Raw genomic sequence first — 13,536 nt, 5'->3', positions numbered from 1 at the left:
TAGGGAAAGGCCGCGTGCACGAACGCCCGGCCGTATTGCAACGAAGCGGGGAGACCACTTTGCAGACAACGATCATTGTAGCAACACATAAGCCTTACTGGGTGCCGGACGATCCTATGTATCTGCCGGTGCAGATGGGCCATGCCATCCACCCGGCCTGCGGTTATATCGGCGATGATACGGGCGAAAATATCTCGGAGCGCAACGCCAATTTCTGTGAGCTGACCGGCCTGTACTGGGCGGCGCACAACATCGATTCCGATTATATCGGCATCGTGCATTACCGCCGCTATTTTGCCAGCCGCAAAAAAAGCATCTTCGATGCCAAAAAGCGCCGGGTCATCAGCCACGAGGAACTGTGCGCCATCCTGGCTACCACCAACGTGGTGCTGCCCAAGGAACGCCACTATTTCATCGAGACGAACTACACCCAGTACATCCACGCCCACCACAAGCAGGACTTGACCGTCACCCGGGCGATCATCGAGCGCAAATGCCCGGAGTATCTGCCGGCCTACGACATGTATATGTCCAAGACCCACGGCCACCACTTTAATATGTTTGTGATGAAGCGGGAACTGCTGCAGCATTACTGCACCTGGCTGTTCGACATCCTGTTTGAGCTGGAGCGGGAACTGGACATGACCGGCTACTCCACCAACGACCGCCGCGTCTTCGGCTTCGTTAGTGAGCGTTTGCTTGACGCCTGGCTCATCACCAACAACATCAGCTACGAAGAGCTGGACATCGTGTATATGGAGCACCAGAACTGGCTGCACAAGGGCACCCAGTTCTTAAAACGTAAATTTTTCCCGAAAAAAGATGACTGAACGATTTTCTGTTGCGGCGGTGGTGGTGACCTACAACCGCCTGCCGCTGTTGCGCCAATGCCTGGCGGCCCTTGCCGCCCAGACCGCGCAGGATTTGACCATCTTTCTGGTCGATAACGCCAGCACCGACGGCACCGCCGAAGCTGTGGCCGAAATGGCCCTGCCCAACCTTGTTTACCGCAACACCGGCAAAAACCTGGGTGGGGCAGGGGGCTTCGCTTACGGCGTGCGGGAGGCTGCCCTTGCCGGGTACGACGCCCTCTGGCTCATGGACGACGACACCCTGCCCACCCCCACGGCGCTGGAAGCCTTTTTACAGACCGACCGCAACTTGCAAGGCCAATACGGCTGGCTTTCCAGCCGTGCTTTAGCGCCAGACGGCACTGACCAGCCCATGAACCTGCAGCGAGTGACACCCTACAAAGACCTGCCCGGTTTTGACGGCGAGCGCATCCCGGCGGTCATGGCCAGTTTTGTTTCGCTGTTTCTGCGTACCGAGACCGTGCGCCGATACGGCCTGCCCATCGCCGAGTTCTTCATCTGGTCCGACGATTGGGAGTACACCCGCCGTATTTCCCGGGCACAGCCGTGCTACGTGGTCCCGGCCAGCCGGGTCGTGCATGCCATGCAGAACCCCGGCATCGTGAACATTGCCGCCGACGTTCCCGCCCGGTGGGAGCGCTACCGCTATTTTTACCGTAATGACGTGGTACTGTACCGGCGCGAAGGCCTGCGCGGCTGGCTGTGGCTGCTGGCCAAAGACGCCTGGCACACTGCGCAGGTGCTTTGCAGCCCCCAGGGCTGCAAAGCCTGGCGCATCGGCATTATTTGGAAAGGATTCTTCGCGGGGGTGCGTTTCCGCCCCGCAACACCCTACCTGCCATGAAACTGACTGAAACGATCCTGCACAAGGCTGCGCCGCACCCGGTGGTGGCCTTTGATGTGTTTGATACGCTCATTAAGCGCGATGTGGCCCGCCCCACCGACCTGTTCGCCCTGTTGGGCGCGGACTTCGCCAAAGCCCGCATCCAGGCCGAAGCCGAAGCCCGTGCCGCCAAAAGCGGGGAAGTGACTCTGGCGGAAATTTATGCCCGCCCCTGCCTGGCCGGATACGACCCGGCGGCAGAATGCGCCGCTGAGATCGCCTGCGCTGTGCCCAACCTGCCGGTGCTGAAAGCCGCCCGCGCCCTGCATGCCCAGGGTAAACGGCTTTACTATATTTCCGACATGTACCTGCCCAAGGTCCAGCTGGACGCCATGCTGGCCAAGTGCGGCTACGACTTTTTCGATGGCGGCTTCGTCTCGGCCGATTACGGCGTGCAGAAGCGCAGCGGCAAGCTGTTCCGCCTGTTTCTGCAAAAAACGCAGACGCAGGCAAAAGAGGCCCTTTTTATTGGCGACAACTGGCGGGCGGATGTTGCCGGTTCGGCGCTGGCCGGCATCCGCAGTTGGCACCTTCCCACGCAGGAGGTCCCGCGGGAAAGCCTGCCTGCCGGTGCGGTGGCGGCTTTCACCGCAAACCGTCTGCCGGGCATCGAATCCGAGGCAGAGCGCCTTGGCTTTGCCACTCTCGGTCCGCTGGCTGTAGCTTACTGCCAATGGCTGCATGCCCGGGAACAGCAGCACCCCAATGCAAAAATCTACTTTCTGGCGCGGGATATGTACCTGATGCGCCAGGTCTACGCGCTTTTGTACCCGCAGGAGCAGACCGCCTACTTGCAGGTCTCCCGCCGCAGCCTGTGCCCGCTTCTATTGGCGCAGCACCGGTGGGATCTGCTGCTGGCCGCTCTGCCGCGCCAATCCCTTACCGGTGCGCAGATCGCCGCCTATTGCGGTACCGCCTGCCCGATGGACCTGCAAGAAAAATCCTATGATTTAAAGCATGGACCCGATACCGCCCGCCCGCTGCTGCAAGCGCTGGCCACGCCCCAAAGTGCCGCCGCCGTGTCCGCCTACCTCACCCGGCAAAACCTGCAGGCAGGGGACATCCTTGTGGACATCGGCAGCGGCGGCACAACCCAGATGCTGTTACAGGCTGTGTGCAATATAAAATTGCATGGCTGTCAGCTCTCTTGTGACGACCGACTGCGCGGGCGCTTGCGCGAAGATGAGACCGCCGTTTTTCTATTCGACGGCCGACCCGCGCCGCTGCTCTACTGGGCAGGCCAGCCCATGCTGGAACGCCTGATTTCCGAGGATGTGGGCGCGACCCTTGGTTACACCCAAACCGACAAAACCATCACCGTCCAGCGGGTTTCCCAGCCGCCCACGCCGCTGCTGGACGCGCTGCAAAAGGGAATCCTGCGCTTTGCGCAGGATTGGCAAAAGTCGTTTCTGCAAACCCTCGCTATCCCGCCGCAGACTGCCATCTCGCCTTTTCTGCGGCTGGTCGGCCAGCCTACGGCAGGGGAGACCGCCCTGCTGGGCGACCTGACCGTCGAGGACGGCGGCGTCTACCCGCTGGCCGCGCCGCGCAAGGTCGGTTATTATCTCACCCACGCAAACCAGGCCAAGCAGGACCTCTCCGCTGCCCGGTGGAAGATCGGCTTTCTAAAGCGCCTGGCCCCGCTGCCCTTGCCCTATGACCGGCTTTACGCCAAAATGAAAAGATGAATTTTGAAAGGAGTGCAGGACGTTATGCCGCCGCGTATCAGTGTGATCGTGCCCATCTACAATGCGGCATCCACCCTGCGGGCTGCCGTGCAGTCCATCCTTACCCAAGATATTGCCGGGCTGGAGGTGCTGCTGGTCGATGACGGCTCCACCGATGTCACCCCCGGCCTTTGCCACGATCTGGCCCTGCGGGACGACCGCATCCAGGTCATCACCCAGAAAAACGCCGGTATCTGCGCCGCCCGCAACCGGGGGCTTTCCGTCGCTGAGGGCATGTATGTGACCTTCTGCGACGACGACGATCTGCTGCTGCCCGGTGCGCTGGCCCTGCTGCTGCAAAAGGCGGAGGACACCGGCGCTGACATCGTCCGTGCCGATTACGAGCTGATCCACATCAGCCCCGACGGCACCGAGACCCCGCAGCCCCACCCGGCGGGCACGGCCTGTGACCTGGCCGCCGACGGCGACTACCGCAAGTTCCTGCAAAACAGCGGCCCGCAATTCGTCTGGAATGCCCTCTACCGCCGCTCGGCCATCGGCAATCTGCGCTTTGACGAGCATTGCCGCTATGGCCTTGAGGATTTCATCTTCAACGCCGGACTTTATGCCCGCACCGACAAAGTACACTACCTGCCGCAGCCTGTCTACCGCCATTTCGAGAGTGGGCAAAGCACCTCCCAGTGCCAGACCGTACAGGCTTTGCAGGGGCGCATCGGCGTGCTGGACCGCTGGATGGCAGCCGAGTATAAGGCCATTCAGGCCCGCTGCCCCGAAGCTGCCCGCGCGGCCGTCTGGAACGACCGCCGCGCCCAGGCTATCACCTTTTTGATGCACCAGCTGGCAGATGCCAAAGCCCCCGGTGCGCTGCGCCGCCACGGCTGGCGCACTTTACGCGGTGTGCTGGCCCGTTACCCGGCCCCGCCGCTGGATCTTTGGCACGAAGCCAAGCACCATAAAAAGCAGACCGGCGCACTGCTGCTGTACAACCTGCGGCTGCAACGCCTGTATGAACTGTGGGCCAACCGCCCGAAAAACCGCAGGAGGAAACTGCCATGAAAACGATTCTGGTTACCGGCGCCGCCGGATATATCGGCCGCCACGTTGTCAAAAATGCGCTGGATCGCGGCTGCAAGGTCATCGCGTCTGACTTCTCTTTTAAAGGCGTGGATGAGCGGGCGGAGTTTTGCGATGTGCCCATCTTCAGCGGTGACAAAGAAATCTACCGCAAGGTGGGCAGCCCGGACATCTGTATCCACCTGGCCTGGCGGGACGGTTTTCGCCACAACTCTCCGGCCCATATGAAGGACCTGTCCGCCCACGTCACATTCCTGAACGACCTGGTGGCAGGCGGCCTGAAAGATTTAAGCGTCATGGGCACTATGCACGAAGTGGGCTACTGGGAGGGTGCCATCAACGAAAGCACCCCCTGCAAGCCCCAAAGCCAGTACGGCATCGCCAAAAACGCCCTGCGCCAAAGCCTGATGCTCTCGCTGGACGGCAGCCCCTGCAAGCTGCACTGGCTGCGCGCCTACTACATCACCGGCGACGAAGCCCACGGCAGTTCCATCTTTGCCAAACTGGCTCAGGCTGAACTGGACGGCAAAAAGACCTTCCCGTTCACCAGCGGCAAAAACCTCTATGACTTCATCGATGTGGACGAGCTTGCCAACATGATCGTCGCTGCCAGCGTGCAGGAGGAGATCAACGGCATCATCAACGTCTGCACCGGCGAGCCCCGCAGCCTGGCCGACCGGGTCGAGCAATTCCTGCGGGATAAGAACTACAAGATCAAGCTGGACTACGGTGCCTTCCCGGACCGCCCGTATGACAGCCCCGGCACCTGGGGCGACGCAACCAAAATCAAACAAATTCTTGCAAAGGATCAGCTATGAAACGATTGGGCATTTTCTTTTTCTACGAGAAAAACGGCGATGTAGATGACTTTATTACCTACTACCTCGCAGATCTTGCAAAAAACCTGACCGACCTGGTCGTGGTCTGCAACGGCAAACTCAGCGCCCAGGGCCGCGCGGCCTTCTCGCAGTTTACGGATAACATCATCGTGCGCGAGAACAAGGGCCTGGATGTCTGGGCCTACAAAACGGCGCTGGATTCCTACGGCTGGGATAAGCTGTCGGAGTTTGACGAGATCGTCATGACCAACTCTACCCTGATGGGCCCCGTGCGCCCGCTGAAAGAGATGTTTGACGCCATGGCCGAGAATCAGGATCTCGACTTCTGGGGCCTGTCCATCCACCACGGCGCCAAGTCCAATCCTTTCAAGGGCAAGCACATCTATAGCTATCTGCCGGTGCATATCCAGTCCCACTTCATCGTTTACCGCCAGCGTTTTGTAAAAAGCCCGGAACTGCAGCAGTACTGGGACAACATGCCCATGATCGCCGACTACAACGATTCCGTCCAGCGGTACGAGGCTGTCTTTACCAAGCAGTTCGAGGAACGCGGCTTTAAGTGGGATGTCTATGTCAAGACCGATGACCTGAAAGATTTCACTGACTATCCGCTGCTGGTCTGCCCGACCAAGCTGTTGCGGGAGAAAAAGTGCCCGCTGTTCAAGCGCCGCAGCTTTATGCACACGCTGGAAGCCTACTTGAACGATACGGCCGGTGAGCCGGTGCAGGAGTTGTACGCTTACCTGCGGGATGAAACGGATTATCCGCTGGACCTCATCTGGAAAAACATGATCCGCACCATGCACCCGCATGAGTTTACCCGTAACCTCGGTTTGACCCGCATCATCCAGCCTACGGTGCAGAACAAGGCCCAGGTCGAGGAGATCCGCGCCAACCGCAGGATCGCCCTGGCCATGCACCTTTATTTTATGGATATGCTGGACCAGAGTATGGCCTTTGCCGCCAAGTTCCCGCCGGAGACGGACGTGTTCATCTCCACCAACGAACCCGGCAAAAAAGAGAAGATCGAAAAGGCCTTCGCTGCCCTGCCTCTGCACAGCGTCACCGTGCAGGTGGTGGAAAATCGCGGCCGCGATGTGGGTGCGTTCCTCTGCGACCTGGCCCCGCAGCTGCGCGGTTATGATTACGCCTGCTTCATGCACGATAAAAAGGCCATCCAGACCAAGCCAGGCAGCGTAGGTGCCAGCTTCGGCTATGTCTGCAACGAGAACGTCTGCAAAAATGCCGCCCATGTGCTGAACATACTCTGCGAGTTCGAGAATGACCCGTACCTTGGCATCCTCTGCCCGCCGTTCCCGGCCCATGGCCTCTACTTCATGAATATGTGTTCCGGCGGCTGGGGTCCCAACTTCGAGAACACCAAAAAGCTGCTGAAAGAGACACTCAAGTTGGATGTGCCCATTGCGGGCGAGGAATCGCCCATTGCGCCCTACGGCAGTGTGTTCTGGTTCCGCCCCAAGGCGCTGGCCCCGCTGTTCGACTACGGCTGGCAGCATACGGATTTCCCGCCCGAGCCGCTGCCCCAGGACGGTACCATCAGCCATGCCATTGAGCGTGTCTACCCGTTTGTTGCCCAGGCTGCCGGTTATTACCCGGCCGTCGTCATGAGCCGCGACTATGCTGTGATCCGCAATGACACCATGCAGGCCTATGCCACTGGCATGATCCGCCCGCTGGCCCGCGTGTTTGACTGTACCACCTTCTGGGGGGCTTCCAGCGCGGCTGCCGGCTTTGCGGCCAAGCGTCATTTGTTTGGCATCTACGGCCCCTACGCCAACAGCCGCCGCCGTCACGCCCGCAACTGGCTACGGGATAACCTGCCGGAGTCCGCCTACAAGGGCATCATCAACACCAAGCGTGCCATCTTCGGCCCCCACCACGGCCCGTATGAGGATTAAGCCCCATGAAACGGCTGATCGTTTATTTCCATTATGACCCGCTGGGCCAGATCGACACCGCCTGCCGTGTGGCCGTGGAAGCCATGGCCCATTATGGCGAGGTGTTCTTTATCTCCAACAGCACGCTGCGCCCGGCGGACCGTGCCTGGGCGGCGTCGGTGACATTGACCTGCCGCGAACGGGAAAATAAGGGCCTTGACGTGGGTGCCTATAAAGAAGCGCTGGCTGTCATCGGCCGGGGCCGCCTGGCCCGCTACGACGAACTGGTGCTGATGAACTTCACGCTGGCAGGCCCCGTCTGCTCGCTGGCTTCGATGTTCGCTGCCATGGAGGCCCGCCCGGAGCTGGCCTTTTGGGGCTTGACCCGCCACTACGCCATGAAGAGCCGACGCTTTGGCGGCCGAAGCGGGGAAGTGCCGGAACATCTGCAATCCCACTTTTTGGCCGTCCGCGCACCGCTTTTGCACAGCGAGGATTTCTGGCAGTATTGGCAGAAAATGCCGCTGCCCAAAAGCTATGAGGAATCCATTGCTAACCACGAGACACGATTCACCGCGCATTTTGCAAACCTCGGCTGCCGCTGGGATTCCTACGTGGATACGAAAGATTTGCAGGACGTTTTCGTCAATCCCATCATGGCCTGCCCGCGGGAACTGCTGGAAAACCGGGGCTGCCCGTTTTTCAAGCGCCGCAGCTTTTTTACCCCCTATGCGGATGAACTGCGCCGCACCGACGGTACCGCCGCCCGCACCCTGTACGATTACGTAAAACAGGAGACCAACTACCCCGTGGACCTGCTGCTGGCCGCGCTTTTGCAGCGCCAGCCGCTGGAGGCGCTGGCCCGGGAACTGCACTGGCAGTACGTGTTGCCCGATGCCGCCCCCGTTGAGCCTGCGCCCGAGTTGGCTGCCCAAGGCTTGGCCCTGCTGCACCTGCCGATTTCGGAAGTTGAAAAGGCCGACCCCGTTACCGCCTGGTACACCCGCGAAGCTGCCCGCCGAGCCGATGAAGCGCTGGCTCAGGCCGCCGCCCTTTTTGCTAAAGAGCCGATGCTGGGTGTGCTAAGCCCGGCAGTGCCTCTTTGGTCTGCCGCCCGGCAAAGCCGCGATGCCGATTGGCAGGCGGCGCGCCCGGCCCTGCAAGGCAAAGTCAACGTGCCGTTGGGCCAAAACCCGCCCCCGGCTCCGGCCTGTGGCTGGGCACTGGTGCGGCTGGCCGCTGTGGCGGGCAGCGACACTCTGCCCGCCATCACCGCCCCGGAGGATGCCTGGCTGCTGCCGCTGAAAGCCCAGCAAAACGGTTTCTTCAGTGCCAGCTTTACCACCGCCGCGCAAAGCGCCGCTGCGGCTGACCAGCTGGCCCTGCATTACCAGCAGGCTGCCGATCCGAAGGCCGTGGCGAAGCAGTTTGGCCGTTTAGTCAAGCACAAACTCAAAAAATAAAAAGGGGGAGAGCCTTATCAAAAAACAACGCCTGTTTTATCTGGACCTGATCCGAGCCGTGGCGCTCGCCAGTATCTTAATTGTCCACTTCAACGCCACCGTTACCGGGTATTTCACCCTGCCGCACAAGCTGTTCACCAGCACGCTGGTGCAGGGCATTTACCTTGGTGATTTCGGCTCGTCGCTGTTTTTTATCGTGTCGGGCGCATCGCTGGCGCTCACTGTCCCGCCGGAACAAAGCCCGTGGCAGTTTTACAAGAAGCGGGCCAAGGCGGTGTTCCCACTGTTCTGGCTGGCATGGGTGGTCTGCTTTTCCATCCGCTTCCTCAGCCAGCCCGGCTGCTACACCGGGGCTAAGACCATTACGCTGGTGCTGACTTTTTTGGGGTTAGATAACTTCGCCGTGGCCGCCGGCTGGGTGGGTATGGATTTCGCCTGTGTAGGCGAGTGGTTCCTCGGCAGCATCCTGTTTTTGTACCTGCTGTTCCCGCTTTTGCAGCGGGCTCTGCGCAAGGCCCCGGTGCTGACCTGGGCGGTAACGCTGCTCGTTTGCATCCCCCTCCATATGCAGGGCTGGGATAACGGCCTGGTAGCTGTACATATCCCGGAATTCCTCTTTGGCATGACCTTCTTGACGCTGAAAGATCAGATAAAGGCCATCCTGGCACCGGTGCTTGTCTTGGGGCTGATAAATCTGCCCGTGGATGAAAAGCTGCTCTGCTCCATGTTCAGTGCGCTGATTTTTATCGGCCTAGCGGCTGCGGCAGCCCCACTGCTGGATAAGCCGCTGCCCCGTGCGGTCTGCGCCAAGGCGGCCAAGCTCTCCTATGCAGTATTTTTGACCCATCATGTCATCATCCAGCGCCTGGTGCGTGGGTTTGATCTGGCCGCACTTTCCCGCCGCGATACGGCGATTTTGTTCTGTGTCTACCTGCTGGCAACCTACGCCGCGTCCGAAGCCCTGCTCTGGCTCCAGTGCCGCCTGCGGGAAGAACGGCAAAAACTCTTCCCGTAAAAATCCCTATCCGCTGTTTGCCCAAAACAGCGGATATTTTTTTGTCATAGTACTCGGCACAAACCTCTGTACAAAAATCGGCTGGTACGGTATAATACAAAGTAAGTATGTGTGCCGGACTGCCGCAAACGCGCCCGGCAAAAAGGAAGTATGGAAAGGGGAGTCCCTGCATGTCTGAGTTCTCTGTTTCTCTGGCAAAACTGGCGGAAGAAGCCAATCTGACCGTCGCCTATACCCCCTGCGAACTGGAAAAGGTCATGGTCACCGCGACCGAAGTGTACCGTCCGGGCATCCTGCTGGCCGGTTACTACGAAAATTTTGATAACAAGCGCGTCCAGATCATCGGCCTGACCGAGATGTCCTATCTGGAAGAACTGTCCACTTCGCTGCGCAACACCCATCTGGAAAAGCTGTTCTCTTTCCAGCCGCCTGCTGTCATCCTGACCCGCGGCATGCAGCCGCTTTCTGAGATGATGCAGTTCGCCAAGCAGTACGGCGTGCCACTGCTTATGTCTACCGAGATGACCTCCGCCCTGATGGGCATGCTCATCACCACGTTGAATAAAGAGCTGGCTCCCCGCATCACCCGCCACGGCGTGCTGGTGGAAGTCTACGGCGAAGGCATCCTTATTTTGGGCGATTCCGGCGTCGGCAAAAGTGAGACCGCCATCGAGCTGGTCAAGCGCGGCCACCGTCTCATCGCCGACGATGCTGTCGAGCTGCGCCGCATCTCCTACAAGCAGATCCTCGGCACCGCGCCGGAAAACATCCGCCATTTTATTGAACTGCGCGGCATCGGTATCGTCAACGTGGCCCGCGTGTTCGGCATCGGCTCGGTGCGTTCCAGCGTCGAGGTCGAGATGGTCATCCAGCTTGAACCCTGGGACCGCACCAAAAACTACGACCGCACCGGCCTGGAGACCGAGTACACCGACATCCTCGGCGTCAAGGTGCCCAAGATGCTGATCCCCGTCATGCCAGGCCGTAACCTGGCCGTCATCATCGAGACCGCGGCCATCAACAACCGCCAGAAGGAGATGGGCTACAACGCCGCCAAGGAACTGCTGAAGCAGCTGGGCCTGAACGACGACGCCAACCTCCAGTAACCGCGTCAACAGCAAAGAAGGAACACCATTTCATGCAGATGATTGCAGACCTGCACACCCATACACTGTGCGCTACCCACGCATTCCAGACCCTAAACGAGATGGCGGCTGCCGCCAAAGACTGCGGCTACAAAGCCCTCGCCATCACCGACCACGCGCCCGCCATGCCCGATGCGCCGCACCGCTGGCATTTCGAGAACCCCACCGCCTTGCCCCGCACCATCGACGGCGTGGTCATGCTCTATGGGGCCGAGGCCAACGTGGTGGACGCCAAAGGCCATCTGGACCTGCCGCCGCGCATCCTGGAATATCAGGATTGGGTGGTCGCATCCATCCACAGCCCCTGCGTGCCGGGCCTGCTGACCCGCAAGGAGGCCAACCGCATCTGGCTGGCCGTGGCCGAGAACCCCTACGTGGACTGCATCGGCCATTCCGAGCAGGAAAACTACCGCTATGATTACGACCTGGTGACCAAGGCGTTCGCCGCCAACCACAAGGTCGTGGAGCTCAACGGCAACTCGTTCAACGTCCGCAAGGACGGCATCCCCAACATGAAAGCCCTGCTGGCCGCCTGCCTGCAAAACGGCTGCCATATCGCCGTGGACAGTGATGCCCACAGCACCTGGCAGCTGCGCCACGGCCTGACGGCTCTCTACGGCATGCTGGAGGAGATGAACTTCCCCGAGGAGCTGATCATAAACGCTACCACTGCAAATCTCACAGCAGAATTAAAATTGCACGGCAAAGCCTGTGCGGAAGAAGTTGGAGGAATATTAGTATGAGCAAGTACACAATTGGTATCGACCTGGGCGGCACCACCATGACCGCCGGTCTGGTGGACGAAAACTATAAGATCATCGGCAAAACCACCTGGGCCACCCGTCTGCCGCGCCCGGCCGAGGACCTGGAAAAGGCCTTGGCTGACCTGTGCCGCACCGTTGCCAAAGAGAATAAGGTCGATTTCACCGACGTAAAATACGTGGGTATCGGTACCCCCGGCAGCGTCAATTTCACCACTGGCTTTGTGGGCTTCAACACTAACTTCGGCTACTATGACTGGAACCTCGGCCCCGACCTGGAAGCCATGCTGGGCTGCAAGGTCTATGTCGAGAACGACGCCAACGCTGCCGCCTACGGCGAGTACATCGCAGGCGGCGCCAAGGGCTACAAGGATGCCGTCGTCATCACGCTGGGCACCGGCATCGGCAGCGGTATCATCCTGGGCGGCAAGATCCTGCGCGGCTTCAACTTTGCCGCCGGTGAGATGGGCCACAACGTCATCGTGAAGGACGGCATCCAGTGCACCTGCGGCCGCAAAGGCTGCTGGGAGCGTTACGCCTCTGCCAGCGCCCTGACCCGCGAGACCAAGGTCGCTATGCAGGCCCATAAAGAGACCATCATGTGGAAGATGACCCCCGACCTCGATCATGTCAACGCCAAGCTCTCCTTCGACGCCGCTGCCAAGGGTGACGCCGTGGCCAAGAGCGTTGTGGACAGCTGGATCGAGTATGTCGGTGTCGGCATCGCCAACGTCATCAACACCTTTGAGCCGGAGATCATCTGCATCGGCGGCGGTGTTTCCAACCAGGGAGAGACCCTGCTGGCCCCCGTCCGCGCCTATGCCGAAAACGAGACCAAGAACATCACCACCGGCCGCTTCCCCAAGATCGTCGCCTGCACGCTGCATAACGATGCGGGCGTCATCGGTGCCGCGGCCCTTGAAAACTCTATCTGATTTTAATTTTCGTATTCACCGGGAGGAACCATGCAGCAGCAAACGATCGAAACCTTGCGTCAGGCCTTGCAGGAAAGCGCCCTGCCGTTTGCCCAGCAGGAGCCTTTGGCATCCCATACCACTTTCCAAATCGGCGGCCCGGCGGTGTTCTGGTGCACGCCCAAAACCGTGGACCAGCTGCGCCGCACGCTGGCGCTTTGCCGGGAAAACGGTGTGCGCACCTACCTTTTGGGCAACGGCTCCAACACGCTGTTTGCCGATGAGGGCTACGACGGCGCAGTCATCGATCTGCGCGGGCTGAACTTCGGCCCTACAGCGGAACCACGGCCTGACGGCTCCACCCGCCTTACTGCGGGCGCTGGCCTCACGCTGGGGCGGCTTTGCGCCGTTGCCCAGCAGCAGAGCCTTGCAGGCATTGCCTTTGCCTGCGGCATCCCCGGCACCATCGGCGGGGCCGTGTATATGAATGCCGGTGCCTATGGCGGCGAGATGAAGGACGTGCTGGAAAACGTGACCTTTTTGGACAGCGACCTTACCGAGCGCACGCTGCCTGCCGCAGAATTGGCCCTGGGCTACCGCACCAGCCTGTTTGAGCAGCACCCCGATTGGTGCGTGCTTTCGGCCACGGTGCGCCTGCAGCCCGGCGACAGCGCCGCCATTCTGGCGGAGATGCAGGACTATCTGCAGCGCCGCAAAGACAAGCAGCCGATAGAATGGCCCAGTGCGGGCAGCACCTTCAAGCGCCCCCAGGGCGCCTTTGCAGGCAAACTGATCGAGGATTGTGGTCTGCGGGGATTTACCGTGGGCGGTGCCCAGATCAGCGAGAAGCACTGCGGCTTTGTCATCAACCGCGGCGGCGCGACCTGCGCCGATGTCGTCAGCCTGACCGATCAGGTCAAGGCCATCGTGCTGCAAAAGACCGGCTATACGCTGGAGCGGGAAATTCGCGTAGTAAAATAAAGG

At 60.3% G+C, this 13,536-nt stretch carries 12 protein-coding genes; all 12 read left to right on the top strand.

The window, feature by feature from the left end; all coding sequences use genetic code 11:
• Positions 1-59 precede the first annotated feature (59 nt).
• The 12 genes from OGM81_13805 to murB all read left to right on the top strand — a co-directional run bounded on the left by OGM81_13805 (position 60) and on the right by murB (position 13,533).
• Positions 60-830, top strand: coding sequence for a DUF4422 domain-containing protein (locus tag OGM81_13805; protein ID UYJ43377.1), 771 nt, complete (start codon positions 60-62; stop codon positions 828-830).
• Entirely contained in the window at positions 823-1,716 is an 894-nt protein-coding gene (locus OGM81_13800; GenBank protein UYJ43376.1) for a glycosyltransferase, read from the top strand. The genes OGM81_13805 and OGM81_13800 overlap by 8 nt, the downstream gene beginning before the upstream one ends.
• Complete coding sequence (locus OGM81_13795; protein UYJ43375.1) at positions 1,713-3,443, top strand: hypothetical protein; 1,731 nt, start codon at positions 1,713-1,715, stop codon at positions 3,441-3,443. Before OGM81_13800 ends, OGM81_13795 begins: the two co-directional genes overlap by 4 nt.
• Before the next feature lie 24 nt (positions 3,444-3,467).
• Positions 3,468-4,499, top strand: coding sequence for a glycosyltransferase (locus OGM81_13790; protein UYJ43374.1), 1,032 nt, complete (start codon positions 3,468-3,470; stop codon positions 4,497-4,499).
• Positions 4,496-5,335 (top strand): NAD(P)-dependent oxidoreductase, encoded by an 840-nt coding sequence (locus OGM81_13785; GenBank protein ID UYJ43373.1) that lies wholly within the window; start codon positions 4,496-4,498, stop codon positions 5,333-5,335. The genes OGM81_13790 and OGM81_13785 overlap by 4 nt, the downstream gene beginning before the upstream one ends.
• Entirely contained in the window at positions 5,332-7,275 is a 1,944-nt protein-coding gene (locus OGM81_13780) for a rhamnan synthesis F family protein (protein UYJ43372.1), read from the top strand. The genes OGM81_13785 and OGM81_13780 overlap by 4 nt, the downstream gene beginning before the upstream one ends.
• Before the next feature lie 5 nt (positions 7,276-7,280).
• Positions 7,281-8,717: a rhamnan synthesis F family protein gene (locus OGM81_13775; GenBank protein UYJ43371.1), complete on the top strand. Its 1,437-nt coding sequence runs from the start codon at positions 7,281-7,283 to the stop codon at positions 8,715-8,717.
• 58 nt (positions 8,718-8,775) lie between these two features.
• Positions 8,776-9,732 (top strand): acyltransferase, encoded by a 957-nt coding sequence (locus OGM81_13770; protein ID UYJ43370.1) that lies wholly within the window; start codon positions 8,776-8,778, stop codon positions 9,730-9,732.
• 170 nt (positions 9,733-9,902) lie between these two features.
• Entirely contained in the window at positions 9,903-10,838 is a 936-nt protein-coding gene (hprK, locus tag OGM81_13765) for an HPr(Ser) kinase/phosphatase (protein ID UYJ43369.1), read from the top strand.
• A 32-nt stretch (positions 10,839-10,870) separates the two neighbouring features.
• The gene (locus OGM81_13760) at positions 10,871-11,620 is read left to right on the top strand and encodes a phosphatase (GenBank protein UYJ43368.1); all 750 of its coding nucleotides are present in this window, start codon (positions 10,871-10,873) and stop codon (positions 11,618-11,620) included.
• Positions 11,617-12,573 carry an ROK family protein gene (locus tag OGM81_13755; GenBank protein UYJ43367.1) on the top strand — a complete coding sequence of 319 codons (957 nt, stop codon included), beginning with the start codon at positions 11,617-11,619 and terminating at the stop codon, positions 12,571-12,573. The genes OGM81_13760 and OGM81_13755 overlap by 4 nt, the downstream gene beginning before the upstream one ends.
• Positions 12,574-12,603: 30 nt before the next feature.
• Positions 12,604-13,533, top strand: a complete 930-nt coding sequence (murB, locus tag OGM81_13750) for a UDP-N-acetylmuramate dehydrogenase (protein UYJ43366.1) — start codon at positions 12,604-12,606, stop codon at positions 13,531-13,533.
• Positions 13,534-13,536 lie beyond the last annotated feature (3 nt).

It is taken from the genome of Oscillospiraceae bacterium, assembly GCA_025758045.1.
Taxonomy (GTDB): Bacteria; Bacillota; Clostridia; order Oscillospirales; family Ruminococcaceae; genus Gemmiger.
Note: the sequence above shows the minus strand (reverse complement) of the source record. Positions and strands in the feature narration are given on the sequence as shown.